Annotated in this window: 15 protein-coding genes; 8 read left to right on the top strand and 7 right to left on the bottom strand. The window is 62.1% G+C overall.

Features of this window, described 5'->3' with window-relative positions; translation table 11 throughout:
- Positions 1-316 precede the first annotated feature (316 nt).
- Positions 317-1,900, bottom strand: coding sequence for a rhodanese-related sulfurtransferase (locus tag SOP85_RS28430; protein ID WP_323629028.1), 1,584 nt, complete (start codon positions 1,898-1,900; stop codon positions 317-319).
- Positions 1,897-2,505, bottom strand: coding sequence for a cysteine dioxygenase (locus SOP85_RS28435; protein ID WP_323629029.1), 609 nt, complete (start codon positions 2,503-2,505; stop codon positions 1,897-1,899). The genes SOP85_RS28430 and SOP85_RS28435 overlap by 4 nt, the downstream gene beginning before the upstream one ends.
- A 243-nt stretch (positions 2,506-2,748) precedes the next feature.
- On the opposite strand from SOP85_RS28435, the gene SOP85_RS28440 reads away from it, so the two are divergent.
- Positions 2,749-3,654 carry a LysR family transcriptional regulator gene (locus tag SOP85_RS28440; protein WP_323629030.1) on the top strand — a complete coding sequence of 302 codons (906 nt, stop codon included), beginning with the start codon at positions 2,749-2,751 and terminating at the stop codon, positions 3,652-3,654.
- Positions 3,655-3,782: 128 nt separating this feature from the next.
- Here SOP85_RS28440 and SOP85_RS28445 read toward each other — a convergent pair whose 3' ends face one another.
- Entirely contained in the window at positions 3,783-3,944 is a 162-nt protein-coding gene (locus tag SOP85_RS28445) for a hypothetical protein (RefSeq protein WP_274077928.1), read from the bottom strand.
- Here SOP85_RS28445 and SOP85_RS28450 point away from each other — a divergent pair.
- The 3 genes from SOP85_RS28450 (at position 3,932) to SOP85_RS28460 (ending at position 6,595) form a co-directional block, all read left to right on the top strand.
- The gene (locus tag SOP85_RS28450) at positions 3,932-4,600 is read left to right on the top strand and encodes a phosphoribosyltransferase (RefSeq protein WP_323629031.1); all 669 of its coding nucleotides are present in this window, start codon (positions 3,932-3,934) and stop codon (positions 4,598-4,600) included. The two genes, SOP85_RS28445 and SOP85_RS28450, sit on opposite strands and share 13 nt — an antisense overlap.
- 154 nt (positions 4,601-4,754) lie before the next feature.
- Positions 4,755-5,324 (top strand): YceI family protein, encoded by a 570-nt coding sequence (locus SOP85_RS28455; protein ID WP_323629032.1) that lies wholly within the window; start codon positions 4,755-4,757, stop codon positions 5,322-5,324.
- A 164-nt stretch (positions 5,325-5,488) separates the two neighbouring features.
- The gene (locus SOP85_RS28460; RefSeq protein WP_323629034.1) at positions 5,489-6,595 is read left to right on the top strand and encodes a DUF3616 domain-containing protein; all 1,107 of its coding nucleotides are present in this window, start codon (positions 5,489-5,491) and stop codon (positions 6,593-6,595) included.
- 101 nt (positions 6,596-6,696) lie between these two features.
- On the opposite strand, the gene SOP85_RS28465 is transcribed toward SOP85_RS28460, so the two are convergent.
- Positions 6,697-10,116 carry an Ig-like domain-containing protein gene (locus tag SOP85_RS28465; RefSeq protein ID WP_323629035.1) on the bottom strand — a complete coding sequence of 1,140 codons (3,420 nt, stop codon included), beginning with the start codon at positions 10,114-10,116 and terminating at the stop codon, positions 6,697-6,699.
- 315 nt (positions 10,117-10,431) lie between these two features.
- Here SOP85_RS28465 and SOP85_RS28470 point away from each other — a divergent pair, with 315 nt between their 5' ends.
- The 3 genes from SOP85_RS28470 to SOP85_RS28480 all read left to right on the top strand — a co-directional run bounded on the left by SOP85_RS28470 (position 10,432) and on the right by SOP85_RS28480 (position 14,504).
- On the top strand, positions 10,432-10,941 hold the full coding sequence (locus SOP85_RS28470) for a sigma-70 family RNA polymerase sigma factor (RefSeq protein WP_323629036.1): 510 nt from the start codon (positions 10,432-10,434) through the stop codon (positions 10,939-10,941).
- A 3-nt stretch (positions 10,942-10,944) separates the two neighbouring features.
- Positions 10,945-11,898, top strand: a complete 954-nt coding sequence (locus tag SOP85_RS28475; protein WP_323629037.1) for a FecR domain-containing protein — start codon at positions 10,945-10,947, stop codon at positions 11,896-11,898.
- Between the two features lie 116 nt (positions 11,899-12,014).
- Positions 12,015-14,504 carry a TonB-dependent siderophore receptor gene (locus SOP85_RS28480; RefSeq protein ID WP_323629038.1) on the top strand — a complete coding sequence of 830 codons (2,490 nt, stop codon included), beginning with the start codon at positions 12,015-12,017 and terminating at the stop codon, positions 14,502-14,504.
- Positions 14,505-14,649: 145 nt separating this feature from the next.
- On the opposite strand, the gene paoC is transcribed toward SOP85_RS28480, so the two are convergent.
- From paoC to paoA, 3 genes are read right to left on the bottom strand one after another with little or no spacing between them, the layout of a single operon-like run.
- Positions 14,650-16,848, bottom strand: a complete 2,199-nt coding sequence (paoC, locus tag SOP85_RS28485; protein WP_323629039.1) for an aldehyde oxidoreductase molybdenum-binding subunit PaoC — start codon at positions 16,846-16,848, stop codon at positions 14,650-14,652.
- Complete coding sequence (locus SOP85_RS28490; protein ID WP_323629041.1) at positions 16,845-17,801, bottom strand: FAD binding domain-containing protein; 957 nt, start codon at positions 17,799-17,801, stop codon at positions 16,845-16,847. The genes paoC and SOP85_RS28490 overlap by 4 nt, the downstream gene beginning before the upstream one ends.
- On the bottom strand, positions 17,798-18,421 hold the full coding sequence (gene paoA / locus SOP85_RS28495) for an aldehyde dehydrogenase iron-sulfur subunit PaoA (RefSeq protein ID WP_323629044.1): 624 nt from the start codon (positions 18,419-18,421) through the stop codon (positions 17,798-17,800). The genes SOP85_RS28490 and paoA overlap by 4 nt, the downstream gene beginning before the upstream one ends.
- A 196-nt stretch (positions 18,422-18,617) precedes the next feature.
- Between paoA and SOP85_RS28500 the strand changes: the two genes are divergently transcribed.
- Complete coding sequence (locus SOP85_RS28500) at positions 18,618-19,298, top strand: GNAT family N-acetyltransferase (protein ID WP_323629042.1); 681 nt, start codon at positions 18,618-18,620, stop codon at positions 19,296-19,298.
- Positions 19,299-19,409: the final 111 nt, after the last annotated feature.

The following is a 19,409-nucleotide window of genomic DNA, read 5'->3' on the forward strand; positions in this document are numbered from 1 at the left end:
CGATCTGTAGGAGCCGGCTTGCTGGCGATGCGATGGTGAAGCTGATGCCGCCATCGCTGGCAAGCCAGCTCCTACAGGGTTTGCGGGGTATGTTGAATTTGTGGCGTGACATCGATCTGTAGGAGCCGGCTTGCTGGCGATGCGATGGTGAAGCTGATGCCGCCATCGCTGGCAAGCCAGCTCCTACAGGGTTTGCGGGATATGTTGATTTTGTGGCGTGACACCGATCTGTAGGAGCCGGCTTGCTGGCGATGCGATGGTGGCCGTTATGCCGCCATCGCTGCGATGCGGCGTCCCGACAAGCCCGTTCACCCTGTCAGATCACAAAAAATCCATGGGTGCCGTCGCGGGCCAATTGGTCGACCAGTCCGAACTCCCAGTCCAGATAGGCTTGCATCGCTTCGCGCGGGTTGTCGGTGCCTTCATAAGGACGGCGATAGCGGTCGATGCGCGGTGATGCCAGGCGGGTCTCGCCTTCTTCCAGGGGCAACTGGGCGGCGATCCAGGCGGCGGTGCCACCCTTGAGCAAAAACACCGCCTTGCCGGTCAACGCCTCGACTTCGGCCACCGCCAGTCGCGCCAACTGGCTGCTGCCGCAGGTCAGCACATAACGCTCGGCTGCGGGCACGTTGGCCAGCGCTTCTTTCAGTTGCCCACGCAATGCCCACCAGGTACCGGGGATATGGCGTTTGACGTAGTTGGCACTGGCGGTGAAATCCAGCAAGGCGGTATCACCCTGGGTCAGCCATTGGGCCAGGGTCTCGGTGCTGATTTCTTCGGCCTGTGGTGGCGTCGGAACGGGTGCCTGCCACGCGCCTTGTGCGCTGAAGTGAGCAGGATTCAAATCATCCAGCACATGCACCTCCCAGCCCAGTTGCGCGAGCCAGGACGCCGACATGTTGGCGCGCACGCCATCGTCGTCCACCAGTACCAGGCGCGCGCCGCGCACGCTGGCGAAGTGGTCGGTCTCCTGCACCAGTTGTCCGCCGGGAGTCGAGCGGGTGCCGGGCAGGTGGCCAGCTTCGAATTCCTCCGGGGTGCGCACGTCGAACAGGTAGGTGCTGCGGGTCGACTCCTGTTGCCAGCGTTGCAGGTCCGCCAATGTGGCGCGGCCGACCAGGGCCTGGTCGGCGACACGACGGGCATCGCGCGCCGCTGTTTGCCGGTGTTCTTCGCGGGTCGGGGCAAAGCGGCGCGACTGGCCGTGCTGCAGTGTTTGCCCGGCCAGGGTCCAGCCGATGGTGCCGTTGCGCAGGGCCGAAACCGGGTTGGCGATGCCGGCATTGATCAACGATTGCGTGCCGATGATGCTGCGGGTGCGTCCGGCGCAATTGACAATGATGCGCGTGGCCGGGTCCGGTGCCAGCTCACGGGCGCGCAGCACCAGCTCGGCTCCCGGTACGCTGATGCCGGTGGGGATGCTCATGGTCTGGTATTCATCAAAACGCCGGGCATCGAGCACCACCACGTCGGCCTCGCTGTCGAGCAACGCCTGGACATCTTCGGCTGCCAGGGACGGCGTATGACGCTGGCTTTCCACCAGTTCGCCAAAGGCTTTGCTAGGCACGTTGACGTCGATGAACAATTCGCCGCCGGCGCGGCGCCAACCTTCCAGGCCGCCTTCGAGCAGGCTGACATCGAGGTAGCCCAGGTCCAGCAAGCGCTGTGCAGCGATGCTCGCCAGGCCCTCGCCGTTGTCGTAGACGGTCACTGGGGTATCGCGCCGGGGAATCCGCGAGAACACCTCCAGTTCGAGTTTCGACAAGGGAATGTTGGCGGCGAACAATGGATGGGATTCGGCGAAGGGCGCTTCTTCGCGCACATCCAGCAGCGCCAGTTCTTCACGGTTCAGCAGGGCTTGGCGAATCTCGGCGAAAGAGCGGGTCGACAGGGTGCTCATAGGGCTTGGTTCTCTTTGGACAAATCCCAGATGTTGGGCAGGTAGGCGTTGGAATAACCGGAAATGAACAGCTTCTCGCTACCGTCGGGCTGATACACCGCGCGACGCACCGCACCGATGTTGGCGCCATACACATGGATGCTGATCGAGACCTGGTTGTCGAAGGCGTTGCTGACTTGATGGATGTCGCCGATTTTCGGCGACACGGCCTCGACCTGGCCTGGCCGCAACTGTACCCGGCCGCCATCGGCGATCAAGGCACCTTCGGCGTTGCGTTTGAAACCTTGTGAGTACTCCGCACCGCGCAGCATGCCGATCAGCCCCCAGACTCGATGGTCATGGATCGGCGTGCTTTGTCCCGGTCCCCAGACAAAACTGACGATGCTGAAACGCTGCCGTGAATCGGCATGCAGCAGGTATTGCTGATAGCGCTCCGGATCGGGGCGGGCAAACTCCTCGGGCAGCCAGTCGTCATGGCTGACCAATTGGCCGAGCAGCTTGCCGCCACGGTGCAACAGATCACCCTCGCGGGGGTTGCTGTCGATCAATTCCGCCAGGGCGCCTATGAATGCTCTGAGCCTCTCCGGGTGTCGGGCCTGGGTCATGGCGATTCCATCGTTCGTTGTGAAAGTTGACCCTTTGATTTAAGCATAATGTTTTAGATCAATATGCGATTGTTTAATGATTAGGTTATAGCTGAATGGAATTTATAGCGCCTTCCAATAGCGCTATGTCATAGCACCAGAAGCTATTGATCAGTGGCCCGGGGTGCGGCGGGCTATCCTTCTCATGGTGAAGGAACTATGCTTTTCAGACATCTTATTGACTGTTCTCTATGTGCGGGCCAAATGAAAATTGATGATATCGATGCCTTTGTCGAGGTGATTCGTTGCCAGTCCATCAGCCATGCCGCCGAGTCGTTGCAACTGACCCAGCCGGCCATCACACGGCGCGTGCAGAACTTTGAGCAGGCCCTGGGTGTGGAGTTGTTCGATCGCAATACCAAGCCGCTCAAGCCCACGCTGATTGGCACGCGGGTGTATGAACAGTGCCGCCTGATCCTGCGGGAAATGGATGCGCTGCGCGAACTGGTGGCCACCGACGCGCCACCGACCGGACTGCTGCGCCTGGGGGTGCCGCAGACCATCGGCGACGTGGTGTTACTCGACGCGCTCAAGCACCTGCGCAGCGAATACCCCGACCTGCGGGCCCAGGTGGCTACGGGCTGGGGCAGTCAATTGGTGGGCAGGATCGAGCGCGGTGAACTGGATGCCGCCGCGGCGCTGTTCCCGGCCGGCAAGATTTTCCCGGACAACATAATCGGTGAGTCGATTGGCAAGATGGAACTGGTGGTGGTCTGCGCCAAGGCCCAATTGCCCAAGCGCCCGAGCAAGCTGGCGGACGTTTACCAGAGTGGCTGGATACTCAATCCCGACGGCTGCGGTTTCCGCGCCGGCTTGCAACGCACCCTGTCGGACCAGGGCCTGGCCCTGCGCGTCAACCTGGAAACCTTCGGCACCGAATTGCAGCTGGGCCTGGTCGCCGACGGCCTCGGGTTGGGCCTGGTGCCGCGGTCATTACTGGAACGCAGCGTTCACCGCGATCAGTTGGCGGCCATGCCGCTCAAGGATTTCAAGCCGGTGATGGACCTGTGGCTGATCTATCCGCATTTTCTCGGCAACCTGCAGGGGCCGGTCGATGCCTTTGGCAAGCTGGTGGCCGGATCGCTGCAGAAGATCAAGAGCGCGGCCTGAATGATTTTTGTAAGAGCAGCCGGTCGGCGCTCGAATGCTCGCGAAAAACCTGGGAGCACCGCGGGGTGTCAGGCTGCCCGCGTCATCGTTGACCTCCAACGCGAGCAAGCTCGCTCCTACAGTAGGTCTTATACCGCCGCGAGAGATTGGTTGGCTGTCAGGACGCCATCGCCGGCAGGCCGGGTCTCGTGTTCGGGCTTGCTGACAGCCACCGTCGAACCGACAATTGATGATGTGATGCGAACCGACAGGCGTTGATCGCCTGGGGAGGTTTCAAATGAATCACTCATCGCAAACCATCCTGCAAAACCGCGCGGCTGCCGGGCGACGCCTGGTGGAGCCGCTGCTCCAGTACGCCCACAAACCCGATGTGATCATCCTGGCCTTGCCCCGGGGCGGGGTGCCGGTGGCCTATGAAGTGGCCACCGCGCTCGGCGTGCGCCTGGACCTGCTGCTGGTGCGCAAGCTCGGTGTTCCGTCCCACCCGGAGTACGCCATGGGCGCCATTGCCAGTGGCGGTATTGAAATTCGCAATGAGCAGGCGTTGCGGGCTCACCCCATTGACAAGGCGGCGTTCGAGGCCGTGGTCGCCCGGGAAACCCGGGAGCTGTTGCGCCGTCAGCAGGTCTACCGTGGCACGCGGGCGCCGGTGCAGCTCAAGGATCAGGTGGTGATCCTGATCGACGACGGGTTGGCGACAGGGGCCTCGATGCTGGCGGCGGTGCAGGCGGTACGGCTGCAGGAACCGACGCGCATCGTGGTGGCGGTGCCGGTGGCACCGGTGGAAACGGCAGAGGCGTTGCGCAGGGAAGTGGATGAGGTGATCTGCCCGATCATGCCTGATTGGTTCATGTCGATCGGGCATTGGTACATGGATTTTTCCCAGACCTCGGATAAAGAGGTCATCGATCTGTTGCAACGGGCGTGGCGGCAAGAGGAAAGTTGATGGTTGCCACCACCGCAACAGCGAAGTCGGAAGTGGAGGCGGTCGGACTGTCATGGGAGGGCTGTTCAAGCCCGGCCCTTGCGGTGGAACAAACGGTGATTCTTTGCTTAAGTCCATCTGTTGGTGGCCTGATCGACAGCACCCGGAGAACCCAATGACTCAGCGATTTGCGCGCTCCGCCATGCTGACTGCCGCTCTCATGTTCGGGATTATTCACGGCGCCCGAGCCGTCGAATACACCGACGTCAACCCCACGGCCAGCACCATCAGCTTCACGTACAACCAGATGGGGTCGCGGGTGTACGGCACGTTCAGCAAGTTCGAAGGCACCCTCGATTTCGATACGACTCATCCCGAAGCTGCCCACGCCACATTGTCCATCGACCTCGATAGCATCGATGCCGGCAGCAGCGACGCCAACGAGGAACTGAAAAAGTCGCCCTGGTTCGATACGGCCACTTTTCCGGTGGCGACGTTTGAGTCGACGGGCGTCAAGGACCTGGGCAATAACCGCTATCAGATCACCGGTCACCTCACGCTCATGGGGATTACACGCGAGGTGGTCGTGCCGGTGCTCCTCAAGTCGGAAAATGAAATCGGCATATTCGATGGTGAGCTGACGCTTGAACGGGATAATTTCAAGATAGGCGAGGGAGAATGGGCGGATAGCGTCGTCTCCAACGAAATCAATATCCGCTTTCGCATGGTTGCGCCGCAGCGTTGATTTTCTACGACCGGTTGGTGGATGTTCCTGTCGTTGGGTTTACGCATTATTCCAAAACAGCCTGACGCTTTCTTGAGCCGCAAATGCCGGGTTTGTTGCCCGCATCTATAGTGTTTTGTCGGTGTTGCCCGAATCTTGCAAACCTGTATCTGAAGGTGGCTCAAATGAGTCGTATAGGGAAAGTGTTACTTAACTTTGACAGACAGTTTGATGTAGATGAAAAGAAGAAGCTGCGTGACGGTTTGTCAGCGGTTTTACAGATTGGTCAGACGCTTTGGCTTGCCAATGATGAAACGCTGAGCCTGGAATGTCTTACCTTCAAGAGCGAGCCGGCCGGTGGAGAAATCGTTTACGAAGGCCATCGACAATTCTCACTGAACACATTACTCGACCTGCCTGCGCCACCGGTATCAGCGCAAAAGTTCGAAGAGGCCGATATCGAAGGGCTGGCCTACGACGAGGCTGGAGAGTACCTGTGGTTGATCGGTTCCCACAGCCTCAAGCGCAAGCAACCGGAAGCCGGAAAAAAACCAGGCCAGAACATCGAACGCCTGGGCAATGTGAGCAGCGATGGAAACCGTTATTTGTTGGCCCGTATTCCTGTGGTGAAAGAAGACGGCGTACTGAAACCTGTGCGCTCGACCTCGGACTTGCAGAAAACAGCCGCACAACTAAGCGGCGATCAGACGTGGAATGCGCTGACCAAAGCGCTCAAGCATGATGAACATCTGGGTAATTTTTTTGCGATTCCCGGCAAGGACAACGGGTTCGACATCGAGGGCCTGGCCATCGCCGGCAAGCGTCTTTTCATTGGCTTGCGTGGCCCGGTGTTAAGAGGATGGGCAGTCATTCTTGAAATCGAACCACAAGTGTCCGAGGACGATAGCCACATTCTGAAACTGGCGAAAATCGGTGAGGATTGTCATCTGTATCACAAGCATTTTCTCCAGCTGGACGGCCTGGGCATACGCGATCTGTGCGTGGATGGGAACGATCTGTTGATTCTCGCCGGACCCACCATGGACCTCGACGGCCCGGTGACGGTCAGTCGCTGGGTAAATGGCGTGCGCACTTGCGGGGACAGCGTTGTATTCAGAGAGGGGCTTTCGAAGGTGCTGGATGTTCCCTTTGGTCAACGCGGCGACCATGCGGAAGGAATGACGCTTTTCACTCCCGCCGATGGCCGCGCAGCGCAGTTGCTTGTGGTGTACGACACCCCGATCGGGCGTGGAAAAGACGGCAGCGTCGAGGGGGATCTTTTCGATCTTTAGGCACGTTGTATTTCAGTCCAGAGAATTGGACGCTGGCAAGTTCCGTTGACTTATACGCGCCCGGTCCACCTTGCATGAACCGGGCGCCCATCAATACCCTATCAATGCGCCACGATCGGCACCGTAACGGCCTGCCCGAACGTCGAGCGTACGGTCACGGTCGCGCCTGGTGTTGGCCCGGCGCCAGTGGTGCTGACCGAGATCCTCCAGCGCGCTCCGGTGCCGGTTGGGGTGAGGATCGCATTACCCAGGTTGAGCGGCCCGGCGGTGGTGGTGACGGTGGCCGTCAGCGTGTTGCCCGTACCTTTCGACGTGGTCCCGGCCAGGTCCCAGGTGTAGCGGTTGTTGCTGCGCACGCTGACGGTGGCACTGGTGATCACCAGCTCTTCATTGACCGCAGGTTTTGGCGTCACCGCCACGGACACCGTCGCCGGTTCCGACACTGCATTCTTCGCGTCGCTGGCCTGGTAGGTGAAGGCCGCGGTGAAGGGGGCGGGGATGCTGGCCGGCGGCGTGTAGATCACGCGCACGCCGTCGGTGCTGACCGAGCCCTGGCCGGAGTCCGGTTGGGCCAGGCCCACCACTTTGAGCGGCAGGTTGCCGTCCGGGTCGGTGTCGTTGGCCAGCACGTTGATGGTCACCGGCTGGCCGTTGCTGCTGCTGGCGCTGTCAGGGTTGGCGACGGGTTTCTGGTTCTGGTCGTTATCGTCACCGTTGCCGTCACCATTGCCTGGGGTACGGAAGGTCGGCAGGGCGGCGGAGTTGACGTAGGTGACACCGTCCCAGCCGGGCAGCGGGGTCGGCATCAACTGGAACTGCCCCGGATGCTCGATATCCCAGCGCAGCAGCATCGAGGTGTCCTCGTGCTGGGTGTTGTGGCAGTGCTCCATGTAGGTCCCGGCGAACTCGCGGAAGTGGATGGCCATTTCCACGTCCACCGAACTGTCGATGCCTTCACCGATGCGATACACGTCCTTGCGCGCCCATTTTTCCCATTCCGGTGGCGCCTTGCCGTCGCGGCTGAGGACGATGCCTTCTTCGAAATGCACGTGCACCGGGTGGTTCCAGCCGTTGCCGCCGTTCTTGATTTTCCACACTTCCAGCGTACCGTCGCCACCGTAGCCGCCATCGGTCGGGCCGGTGGACAGTTGCGCTGCTGCACTGATGCGCCGCGAGTCCATGTCGTAGCCGAAACCGCCGTCGGTCTTGATCGTCCACGGGGCTTCGTCGGTGCCGTCGGAGCGGCCGAAAATGAATTCGCGATGCCGGGCCGCCTTGACTTTGACCATGTCGGCGGCGTTGTCGCGATCGAGGGTCAGCGGGATCATTTTCTTGCCCGCCGCTTTACCGGGTTTGGCCGGTTCATAATCGGCGGGGTTCATGCTCACATCCTGGCCGCTGTAGGGCTGCACGATCATTTGCATGAACTTGCCCACCACCGGGTCGCCCTTGTCCCACTCCGGCCCTTTGCTGCCCTGCTTGATCACCGCCTTGTACTTCTCGGACAGCACGTCGGCCAGGCTCAGGCCGTTCTTTTCCGGACCCTTGCCGGTCTTGTGTTCCATGAGGTTGACGAAGTACAGCTTGTCGCCGGTCTTGATCCCGTTTTTTGCAAAGTTGACGATGATGTCGAAGCGCTCGGCGATGCCCTGGGTCGGCAGGATGGCGTTGTGGTTCTGTTTGTCTCCATCGCCATCCAGGTCCATGCTGCCGTCGAACGGCACGGCGTGTTCCATGAGGTTGCCGTCGTTGCCGATCAGGTGGAACGGCACCCGGCTGTAGGACACCCCGGAACCGGACGGCCCGGGAAACTCGCCGCCGTTGCCGGCGATTTCACGCACCAGGGCGATCCTGAAATAGCGCGATACCGAGCCGTTGAGGATGCGGAAGCGATAGCTGCGTGCGCGTACTTTGAGGCGTGGCTCGTATTGCCAGTTGACCAGGATCTGATCGCCGAGAAAGCCGTCGGTGTTGAACGGGTTGAACCACAACTGGCCGTTGGCGTCCCAGGCCTTGTCGGCGACCACCAGGTTGACGTCGTAGTCGCGGTTGCCCCAGGGCAGGGCCGAGCCGCTGGGCAGGCGCAGGTTGACGCCGTCCTCGATGGCTTCGTTACCGCGATCCAGGGCGCTGTAGTAGTTCATCATCACCGCGTTGCCCTTGTAGACGTTCTGCGCGGTGAAATCGAGCATGTGGTCGTGGAACCAGTGGGTGCTCATGGTTTCGCGCCAGTCGCCACGGATCTTGATCGTGCCGTTTTCGCAGGTCTTGAGCCCGGGGCTGGCGTCGTTGACGAACAGCTTCTCGCCCGGTGCGCAAGGGAACGCCGCGCGCGGGTCCTGGGCGTTGGTGTTGATGGTGTCATAGCCGGCGAGCTGCAGCGGCCAGCGATAGTCGTAGTACTGCCCCGGAAAGAAAAACGCATTGGTGTAGCCGTCGCTTTCGGCCGGGGAGTGGCCGTTGTGTTCGTGGGTGCTGATGGTGTGCAGGCCGAAACCCATGTTGGCCGCAGGGTCGATCGGCAGGCCGTTGTAGTGACGCATCAGCACCGGTTGGCCATAGCGGACCATCAGCAGTTTGACTGGAAAGGTGCCGTCGAAGGTCCACAGCGCATTGTGATTCTGCAGCGGAAAATTCGGGTGGAAGCGCGTATCGATGCCTTTGGTGGTGCCCGTGGTGGTGGGGATGTCCGAGGTCTGGTAGTAGAGTCCGCCGGGGCCGAATTCACCGACGGCGTAATTGTGCAATTGCCGGCGGTCACGCATGCCGGTGTTGATCCGCGCGCCCACTTGCACGGTCTTGTACGCGACCTGCGGGTAGAACTCGTTCCAGCGCTGGTGCGACCAGCCTTTTCCCGGTGGCCGCCCCTCGGCCGGCGAACCCACGGGTTGGCGGTTGAGGAAGGTTTCGATCTGCGCCTTCCACGGGTTGCGGTCCAGTACGTTGGAGTACTGCGACGGAAACGGGAACAGGCCAGGCTGGCGCATGAACGCATCCAGCGCCGAACCCGACGGAGCGCTGCGCGCAACAATGTTCGGGTCTTGCGCGGGGGCCGGGCCGACCGTGGGGACGGGGAAGGTCAGGGGCGGGGCCGGGATCGTCGGGTCGAGTTTTTCCGTGCCGAATTCCTCGAACAGCAGCAATTGCTGAGTGAACGGCAGGGCCCCGTACAGGGGGCTGGGTTTACCGTTGGTGGGGTAATTGAACGAGGTCTGCAAACTCGGCGGCAGCACATTGTCGGCACGGGGTGTGTTGCGATCGCCGTAGGCGCCGTTGGGCAGGGCCAGTGCGCCCTGGTTGGTCTCGGGCATGGTTTTCAGGGCATCGAGCGCTGCGGCGGCGGCAATCGGGTCGGCGGGCGCAGTGTAGTAGGCCGAGGGGTCGGTCGGTGGCGGCTGGCTTTCATCGTCCATGGGGGCCGCGCTCACGGTGGCGAGGCTGGCGGTGATCAACATCACGGAGGCCACACTCGACCTGCGTATGTAGTTCAAGGAACGGAATGCGGGTGGTGCGTTTTTCATTTGGTTTCCCCTTGCACGTGCCAATTTGGCGAAACCCGCCGTCCCCGAGTTGGGGATGACTGCTGCGGTGCAAGGGGCTGGTGCAACAGATGGGCCATGTCAAAATCGGGAATAAAAAATGTGATTAATTAATAAGTTGTTACAGATTGTTTCATTGGCGCATCGGTCGGTGGTGGGTGTAGTTCCTCATATGCGGGGAAAATTCCCTTAATTCATTGGGTTACTTTCACCAATCACGGGTGCTCTTGCCAAAATGTGTCGGCTTGGAAGAAAATGAGAGTCATTATCAAATAAATTTTGTGTCGGGCTTTCTCCATGTCCTCTGTCGATCTCTCGCTGCAACAGGCCGTGCATACGCTTTACGAGGACCATCACGGTTGGTTGTGTGGCTGGCTGCGTAAACGGCTCGGCTGCCACCACCATGCGGCGGATCTGGCCCAGGACACCTTCATTCGCGTGCTGACCCAACGCAATTCCTTCGAGCTGCGCGAGCCTCGCGCTTACTTGAGCACCATTGCCCGCAGCCTGATGATCGACATGTTCCGCCGTCGCGCGGTGGAGCAGGCCTATCTGGACACCCTGGCCAACCTCCCGGAGCCCGTGGCGTTGTCCCCGGAAACCCGCTCGCTGATCATCGAGACCCTGATGGAAATCGACCGGCTGCTCGATGGCCTGGGCGAGCGGACCCGGGAGATTTTCCTGATGGCCCAGCTCGATGGCCTGAGCTATGTCGAGATCGGTCGGCGCCTGGATGTCTCGGTAACCACGGTCAAGAAGCACGCGGTGCGCGCCCTGACGCACTGCCTGTTGCTGATCGAGGACTGAGCCGTGGCCCGTGTGCAACCGCTGGATTACGCCACCCTCGAAGCCGCCGCGCGCTGGTACGTCGATTTGCGTGGCGAGGTACCGGACGAAGCCCTGCGTGAGGCGCATCGCCGTTGGCTGGAGCGTGATCCACGGCATCTGCAGGCGTGGGAACGCCTTGCGCGCCTGCAGGACAAACTCGAACAAGTCACCCCCGGCATCGCGCGCCCGACCTTGGCCAGTGCCCGCGCCAAACGCCGCGATGTGCTCAAGGTCCTGTCGATTCTGCTGATGGCGGGCGGGGCGGGGACCCTGGCGTGGAACACCACGCCCTTGCCAACGCTGATGGCCGACCAGCGCACCGGCACCGGCGAACGCCGTCGGCTGCGGCTGGACGATGGCACGCAACTGCAACTGAACACGGCGACCGCGGTGGACATCCGCTACAGCGACAACCTGCGTGAAATCCGCTTGCTCGAAGGTGAGATCTTCATCGAAACGGCGCGGGACGAGCGCGCGCGGCCCTTCCTGGTACACACCGCCGAAGGCAGCATTCGCGCCTTGGGCACCCGTTTTGTCGTGCGCCGCGAAGCGGACCTGACGCAGGTCAGCGTGCAGGAGCATGCGGTCGAGGTGCGCTCGGCCAACGTGCCGGGCACCGCCGTACGGGTCGACGCCGGCCAGCAAGTGAGTTTGCGCCAGGACGCCATCGAACCCGTGCAACGGGCCACCCCTCAGGCCGACGCCTGGACCCGCGACATGCTGGTGGTCAACGACTGGCGCCTGGGTGAGTTTATCCGGGAGCTGCAGCGTTATCGCCCAGGCCATCTGGGCTGTGATCCGGCGGTCGCTGCGCTGCGCATCTCCGGGGCTTTCCATCTGGCCAGCAGCGACACCATCCTCGAGAACCTGACCTCGACCCTGCCCGTACGCATTCGTCGATTCAGCCGTTACTGGACGCGGGTGGAGCCGGTTTGAGGATTTCCCGAAAAAAAATCTGCTCAGGGGTTACTGATTTCGATTCTCGTTCGACTTAGGTGTTAGAGGCGCACACAGACGCCGCCATTCACTGCCAACGGGCGAAAGGAAATTGCATGACCCCTCGTGATCCCCAACTCCGCATTTGTTCCGCCAAGCCATCCGTCAGACCCTTGACCCGCGCCGTGCATGCCGCACTGCTCGGGATGGCGCTGGTCGTTCCGTTGGGCATGACGATGGTTGCACCCGCTGCCTGGGCGCAGACCGATGTCGAAACCGAGTTCGACATTCCGGCGGGTCCTTTGGGTTCGGCCTTGACCCAATTCGCCGGCACGGCCGGGGTGACCGTTTCCTTCGAGCCAAGCGCTGCCAACGGCCAGCAAACCTCGGGACTGCGCGGGCGCTACAGCGTTGACGCCGGCCTGCGCCAGTTGCTCGCCGGGAGCAGGCTCGAAGCCGTGCGCCACGACAATGGCAGCTATTCCTTGTTGCCGATCGTTGCCTCAGGCGCGGCCATGCAGTTGGGCGCCACCAGCATTTCCGGAGTTGCCGTGGAATCGGCCTACGGCCCGGTGGACGGCTATGTCGCCACCCGCAGCGCCACCGGCACCAAGACCGATACGCCGATCCTGGAAATTCCGCAGACCATCAACGTGGTCACCGCCGACCAGGTGGAAGCCCAGGGCGCGCGCAACCTGACACAGGCGCTGCGCTACACGCCGGGGGTGAACACCGGTGGTTTTACTGACCGCAACTCGATTGCCGACGAGATCACCAGCCGTGGTTTCGCGCCGACGCCGCTGTACCTCGATGGCGCCTACATCCCGTACGCCGGCAGCCTCGGTGGCGCCCCGCAAATCGATCCCTACACCCTGGAGCGCATCGAAGTGCTCAAGGGGCCGTCGTCGGTCCTTTACGGGCAGAACCAGCCGGGCGGCCTGATCAACATGGTCTCCAAGCGCCCGACCACCGAGCAGCGCAGCCAGGTCAAGCTGGGGGCGGGCAGTTACAGCCGGGTCAACGGTGCCTTCGACACCAGCGGTCCGCTCGATGATCAGAAGCAGTTCACCTATCGCCTGATCGGTGTGGCCGACAAAGGCAACGAAATGGTCGAGCACAACGAAAGTGAGCGCATGCTGCTGGCGCCGAGCCTGACGTGGGCGCCGACTGAAGACACTTTCCTGACCTTGCTGGCGCAGGTCCAGCGCGATGACGGCGTACCCGATTATCAGTCGCTGCCGAGGATCGGCTCGCTCGACCGTGGTCCGAACGGCGAACGCATCGACCGCGATTTTTTCTCCGGCGACACCAACTTCAATGACTACAAACGTGACCAGTACATCTTCGGCTACGACTTCAGCCACAACCTCAGCGACGACCTGAAATACCGCTCCACGGCCCGCTACACCGACGTACGCGACCGCTACAAGGGTTTCTACCTGCGCAGCTTCGTCACCGATGACGCCGGCGTGACCGATTACACCCGGGCCTACCGCACCAAGCTCGACTGGCGCCAGCACAACATCGCCTACACCGTCGATAACAACCTGGAATACAAATTCAACACTGGCGCCCTGGAGCACACCACGCTCGCTGGAGTGGACTACCGGCACTTCAACCGCAAATACGACGGCTACAACGCCTACAACGTGTTGCCGGTGAACCTGTACGGCAAGAACAATTTCGACACCAGCAGCGTCACCCCGGTACTCGACACTAAATGGGATAACACTCTGCGCCAGACGGGTGTGTACCTGCAGGACCAGATCAAGCTGGACAAGTGGATTCTCACCATCGGCGGTCGCCAGGACTGGGCGGAGATCGACAACAAGGATGTGTTGGCCTCGACCCACGAATCCAAGCGCGATAACAAGTTCACCGGGCGGGTGGGCCTGACCTACGTCACCGATTTCGGCCTGGCACCCTATGTCAGCTACTCCGAGTCGTTCCTGCCCACCCTGGGCACGGCCGCACCCCAGCGCGGCGGCAAGTCCTTCGAGCCGACCGAGGGCCAGCAGTACGAAGTGGGCGTGAAGTACCAGCCGTTCGAGAAGACGCTGATCACCGCTTCGGTGTACGAGATCAAGCAGAAAAATGTCCTGACCGGCGACGATGATTATCCGGACTACATGTCCCAGAGCGGTGAAGTGCGCTCGCGCGGCGTCGAGCTGGAAGTCAAATCCAGCCTCGACAACATCGACGTCATGGCCGCCGCCAGCTACATGGACTCGTTCTACACCAAAGATACCTGGGGCAACGAGGACAATCGCAACGAGGCCCAGTCGCCGGTATCGGCCTCGATGTGGGTCGACTATCACTTCACCCAGGCCAGCCTCAACGGCCTGACCTTCGGTGCGGGCGCGCGCTACACCGGGCGCAAACCGGGGGATGCGGCCAACTCGTTCGATGTGCCGTCCTACGTCGTCTATGACGCTACCGTCAGCTACGACATGGGCAAGCTGGACCCGAGCCTGCGTGGTTTGCAGACCCGGGTGAACGTGCAGAATATCTTCGACCGTGAGTACGTATCGGACTGCAACTACGCGTTCGGTTGCTACTACGGGCAGGAGCGGGTGGCTTCGGTCGAGATGACTTACGACTGGTAAGTCGGTGTAGCGGCTGGCCTCTTCGCCGGCAAGCCGGCTCCTACAGTTGATCGCGTTCTCTTGTAGGAGCCGGCTTGCCGGCGAAGAGGCCGGTACTGCCAATACAACTTCTCCTGACAAACCGCAACGCCTCCAGCCCTGGTGCTCAAATCATCGCCGGCATTTTATCCAGCATCTTGTCCAGGGTAATCGGGTACTCGCGCACCCGGATCCCGGTGGCGTTGTACACCGCATTGGCGATGGCCGCACTGACGCCGCAGATACCCAGCTCACCAACACCCTTGGCTTTCATCGGCGACGAAATCGGGTCGGTTTCATCGAGGAAAATCACCTCCTGCTGGGGGATGTCGGCATGCACCGGCACCTCGTAGCCGGCCAGGTCATGATTGACGAAAAAGCCCAGGCGCTTGTCCACCACCAGGTCTTCCATCAGCGCCGCGCCGACCCCCATGGTCATCGCGCCTATCACCTGGCTGCGGGCCGAGGTCGGGTTGAGAATGCGCCCGGCGGCGCACACCGCCAGCATCCGGCGCACGCGGGTTTCCCCGGTGGCACTATCGACTGCAACTTCGACAAAATGCGCGCCGAAGGTCGATTGCTGGTACTTCTTGTCCAGCTCGCCAAACTCGATGCTGTCCTCGGCGACGATTTCGCCGGCCTGCGCCGCACTGCGCAATGGCATGCTTTTGCCGCCAGCCCGTACCTCGCCACCGACGAATTCAGCCTCTTGGGCGTTCACACCGAGGCGTTGCGCAACGGCCTCACGCAGTTTGACGCAGGCGGCATACACCCCCGCCGTCGAGCAGTTGCCGCCGAACTGGCCACCCGAGCCTGCCGAGACCGGAAAGCTCGAATCGCCCAGGTGCACCACCACCTTGTCGAGGCCAACGCCGAGCATTTCCGCCGCCGTCTGCGCGATGATCGTGTAGCTGCCGGTGCCGATATCGGTCATGTCGGTTTCCACGGTCACGGTGCCCTGGTCATCCAGGCGGACACGGGCGCCGGACTTCACCAGCAGGTTATTGCGAAAGGCCACGGCGACGCCCATGCCGATCAGCCAACGGCCTTCGCGCTTTGTGGCCGGTTGCGCAGGCCGTTGGTTCCAGCCAAAACGATCGGCCCCGGTGCGCAGGCATTCGACCAGATGGCGCTGGGAAAACGGCCGCTCCGGTTTCGTCGGATCGACCTGGGTGTCATTGATGATGCGAAGCTCGATGGGGTCGAGTTTCAGCTTTTCCGCCATCTCGTCCATGGCAATTTCCAGCGCCATCATGCCTGGCGTTTCACCCGGCGCGCGCATGGCGTTGCCTTCCGGCAGGTCGAGCGTCGACAGGCGCATGGTGACCCGGCGGTTTTCCCCGGCGTACAACAATTTGCTCGGCTGCGCGGCCAGTTCCACCTTGCCGCCGGGCAGGTCGCCGGACCAGCCTTCGTGGGCCATGGCGGTGATCTTGCCGTCGCTGCCGGCGCCGATGCGGATGCGTTGAATGGTCGCCGGGCGGTGCGTGCAATTGTTGAAGATCTGCGGCCGGGCCAGCGCCACTTTCACCGGCCTGCCGGCCATGCGCGCACCCAGGGCGGCAAGGACCGCGTCGGCACGGATGAACAGTTTGCCGCCGAAGCCGCCGCCGATGTAGGGCGAAATCAGATGCACGTTTTTCTTGGGGATGCCGAGGGTGGTGGCGAGGTCCGTGACCGACCAATCGATCATCTGGTTCGAGGTCCACAAGGTCAGTCGGTCGCCGTCCCAGGCGGCCATCGACGCCATGGGCTCCATCATCGCGTGGGCCTGGTCGGGCGTGGTGTAGGTGGCGTCGAGTTGCACCTGTGCCGCCGCGAAGGCCGTTTCGAAATCCCCGTGCAGGGTGTCCGCCATCTGGTCCTTGGGTTCCACCGCCGAGCCGCGGGCGCTGGCGAGATCGAACGCGCCTTCGGTGGTTGAGTAGGTGATGTCCACCCGTTCCGCGGCGGCGCGCGCCTGTTCGAAGGTGTCCGCCACCACCAGCGCCACTGCCTGATGGTAGTGCTGGATCTCCGGCCCGCCGAGCAGCTTGGCGGTGTTGTATTTGCCTTTGCCGAGCTTGCCGGCATTGGCGGCGGTGACGATGGCGATCACTCCCGGTGCCGATTGAGCCGCTTCCAGGTTCATTGAAGCAATGCGCCCCTTGGCAATGGCCGAACCGACCACCACGCCATAGGCCTGGTTCGGCGCGACGTCGTGATGTTCGTAGGCGTAGGGCGCCTGCCCGGTGGTTTTCAGCGGGCCTTCGATGCGGGGCGTGGGCTGGCCGATGACCTTGCCTTGGTCGATGGGGTTGGTGGTGGCCGGGGTTTCGAATTTCATGCCTGGGCCCTCGCTTGTGCCATCACCGAGGCGAGCGTGCGCTCGACCAGCGTCAGTTTGAAGGTGTTTTCAGGGGTGGGTGTGGCGCCGTCCAGCAGCTGTTCGCTGAACGCTTTGGCGCCTTTGGCCATGGCTGCTTCAGCGCTTTCCACGCGCCACGGTTTGTGCGCGACGCCGCCGAGGGCTACGCGGCCGGAACCGTCCTGCTGGACCACCGCGGCCACCGAGACCAGGGCGAATGCGTAGGAGGCGCGGTCACGGACTTTCTGATAGATGTGCGTGCCGCCAAGCGGCGCCGGCAAGGTCACGGCAGTGATCAGCTCGTGGGGCGCCAGGGTGGTTTCGATGTTCGGCGTGTTGCCGGGCAGGCGATGCAGGTCGGCGATGGCAATCACCCGGGTCGTGCCGTCGGGGCGAACCGTCTCGACCTGGGCATCGAGCAGACGCATGGCCACGGCCATGTCGCTGGGATGGGTGGCAATGCAGGCGTCGCTGACACCGATGATGCCCAGCTGCCGACTGAAGCCGCCGATGGCTGCGCAGCCACTGCCGGGCTGGCGCTTGTTGCAGGCTTGATGGGTGTCATAGAAGTACGGGCAGCGCGTGCGTTGCAGCAGGTTGCCGGCGGTCGTGGCCATGTTGCGCAACTGGCCGGAGGCGCCGGCGAGGAGGGCGCGGGACAGCACGCCATAATCCTTGCGGATGCGTGCATCGGCGGCGAGGTCGGTGTTGCGCACCAGCGCGCCGATTCGCAAGCCGCCTTGCGGCGTGGCTTCGATGCGGTCCAGCGCCAGGTCATTGACGTCGATCAGTTGCGACGGCGTCTCGATGTCCAGCTTCATCAGGTCCAGCAGGTTGGTGCCGCCGGCGATGAAGCGCGAGCCATCGACCTGGGCGGCGAGCGAGGCGGCTTCGGCCGGCGACTTGGCGCGTAGATAGGTAAAGGGCCTCATGCGCTGGCCTCCGCGACTTCGGTGATCGCCTCGATGATGTTGGAGTACGCACCGCAGCGGCAGATGTTGCCGCTCATGCGCTCCTGGAGTTCGCTGGCGATCAGCCTGGGTGGTTCGGTTAGGTTCGGGCTTACGTGACTGGGAATGCCGTCGCGGATTTCCCCCAGCACCGCGACCGCCGAGCAGATCTGCCCCGGCGTGCAGTAACCGCATTGATAGCCGTCATGCTTGATGAACGCCGCCTGCATCGGATGTAGCTTGTCCGGCGTGCCGAGCCCTTCAATGGTGGTGACCTTCGCGCCTTCGTGCATCACGGCCAGGGTCAGGCAGGAATTGATCCGCCGGCCGTCGACGATCACTGTGCAGGCGCCGCATTGGCCGTGGTCGCAACCCTTCTTGGTGCCAGTGAGCTGCAGGTGTTCGCGCAACAGGTCGAGCAGGGTGGTGCGGGCGTCGAGTTCCATCACCTGCTGTGTCCCGTTGACCCAGATCGACACTTTGCTCTTGACCGGCAGCGCGGCGTTGGCGGCCGTTGCCTGCGCAGATATGAACGGTGGCAGGATCACGGCCGCTGCTGTCACCACGCCCACGATCAGCAGTTCTCGTCGGGAAATCGTCATCACGTCGAGCATCGTTGCGCTTCCTATGGTTGATTGGCGATAACAGCCCTCATCCATTGACTGACCCTGGTGCCAAGGGAAATGTTCATGCGGATTTCGGCTATAGACTCATGTGTGTGGCTCATGAATCGATCAAGGCAGGCTCCGGCGCGGTATGATAGGCAGCCGCGCCCATTCTCCGGAGTCAGCCCCCGCAATGCCCCAGATCACCCACTACAAAACCCCGTGCCCGGAGTCGGTCAACAGTCAGATCCTGCAGCTGGTGGTCGACAACCTGACCGACATCAGCATGGTCGCCATCGCGCCGAGCAACCTGTTGTACAACATCTACCAGTACGCGATCGGCTACGAGGTGCACCTGTATCTGGAGGCTTTGAACGGGGCGAAAGGGATGGCGGTGGAGTTGATCGTTGCCACCGATCTGGACGACCCGGACAAGGTCGTCGGTTTCCTGCTGTATCTGCCGGTCAAGGACGATCCCGACGCCTGCAGCGTGGCCTACATGGCCGTGGATGCCGGCCATCGGCGCCAAGGCATTGCGCGCCGGATGCTGCGCGAGATGGTCGGCCGCTACCCGCATGCCGAGCTGGCCTGCGCCGTGGCCAAGGTGCCGTATTTCGAGTCGATGGGTTTTCAGGTGGTCGGTGCGCGCAGTACGCAAGTGCTGATGAACACCCGCGACCACGGCAGCGACGGCTTGATGGCGCTGCTGGATGTGGCGCCGATCTACAGCTCGCTGGAGGTGCGGCAGATTCATACCTACCTGCTGCAAAAGCACGGCAAGCGCGCAATGCTCGATGCGGAGAAACAGCGTGACCGGCACCTGGACCAATTGACGCGCAAGGCCAGCGAGTTCGCCCGCGAACGGTTGGGATAAACGCGGATTTATTGTGGGAGATTCTATGTTTGGGGGGAAGCCCCCAAGACTGGATTTGGCTGATACTCGCTCTGGTTCTTCATCAGGGCGAACGCCACTCGTGCCAGCTTT

The organism is Pseudomonas sp. YuFO20 (assembly GCF_035064975.1).
GTDB classification, from domain to species: Bacteria; Pseudomonadota; Gammaproteobacteria; order Pseudomonadales; family Pseudomonadaceae; genus Aquipseudomonas; species Aquipseudomonas putida_AE.

Excerpts from the sequence above, each read along its gene's own strand:
- SOP85_RS28435 (WP_323629029.1), bottom strand. The coding sequence starts at position 2,505 with ATGACCCAGGCCCGACACCCGGAGAGGCTCAGAGCATTCATAGGCGCC.
- SOP85_RS28430 (WP_323629028.1), bottom strand. The coding sequence starts at position 1,900 with ATGAGCACCCTGTCGACCCGCTCTTTCGCCGAGATTCGCCAAGCCCTG.
- SOP85_RS28465 (WP_323629035.1), bottom strand. The coding sequence starts at position 10,116 with ATGAAAAACGCACCACCCGCATTCCGTTCCTTGAACTACATACGCAGG.
- paoA (WP_323629044.1), bottom strand. The coding sequence starts at position 18,421 with ATGACGATTTCCCGACGAGAACTGCTGATCGTGGGCGTGGTGACAGCA.
- SOP85_RS28470 (WP_323629036.1), top strand. The coding sequence starts at position 10,432 with ATGTCCTCTGTCGATCTCTCGCTGCAACAGGCCGTGCATACGCTTTAC.
- SOP85_RS28500 (WP_323629042.1), top strand. The coding sequence starts at position 18,618 with ATGCCCCAGATCACCCACTACAAAACCCCGTGCCCGGAGTCGGTCAAC.
- SOP85_RS28440 (WP_323629030.1), top strand. The coding sequence starts at position 2,749 with ATGAAAATTGATGATATCGATGCCTTTGTCGAGGTGATTCGTTGCCAG.
- SOP85_RS28490 (WP_323629041.1), bottom strand. The coding sequence starts at position 17,801 with ATGAGGCCCTTTACCTATCTACGCGCCAAGTCGCCGGCCGAAGCCGCC.
- SOP85_RS28460 (WP_323629034.1), top strand. The coding sequence starts at position 5,489 with ATGAGTCGTATAGGGAAAGTGTTACTTAACTTTGACAGACAGTTTGAT.
- SOP85_RS28455 (WP_323629032.1), top strand. The coding sequence starts at position 4,755 with ATGACTCAGCGATTTGCGCGCTCCGCCATGCTGACTGCCGCTCTCATG.
- paoC (WP_323629039.1), bottom strand. The coding sequence starts at position 16,848 with ATGAAATTCGAAACCCCGGCCACCACCAACCCCATCGACCAAGGCAAG.
- SOP85_RS28445 (WP_274077928.1), bottom strand. The coding sequence starts at position 3,944 with ATGAGTGATTCATTTGAAACCTCCCCAGGCGATCAACGCCTGTCGGTT.
- SOP85_RS28450 (WP_323629031.1), top strand. The coding sequence starts at position 3,932 with ATGAATCACTCATCGCAAACCATCCTGCAAAACCGCGCGGCTGCCGGG.
- SOP85_RS28480 (WP_323629038.1), top strand. The coding sequence starts at position 12,015 with ATGACCCCTCGTGATCCCCAACTCCGCATTTGTTCCGCCAAGCCATCC.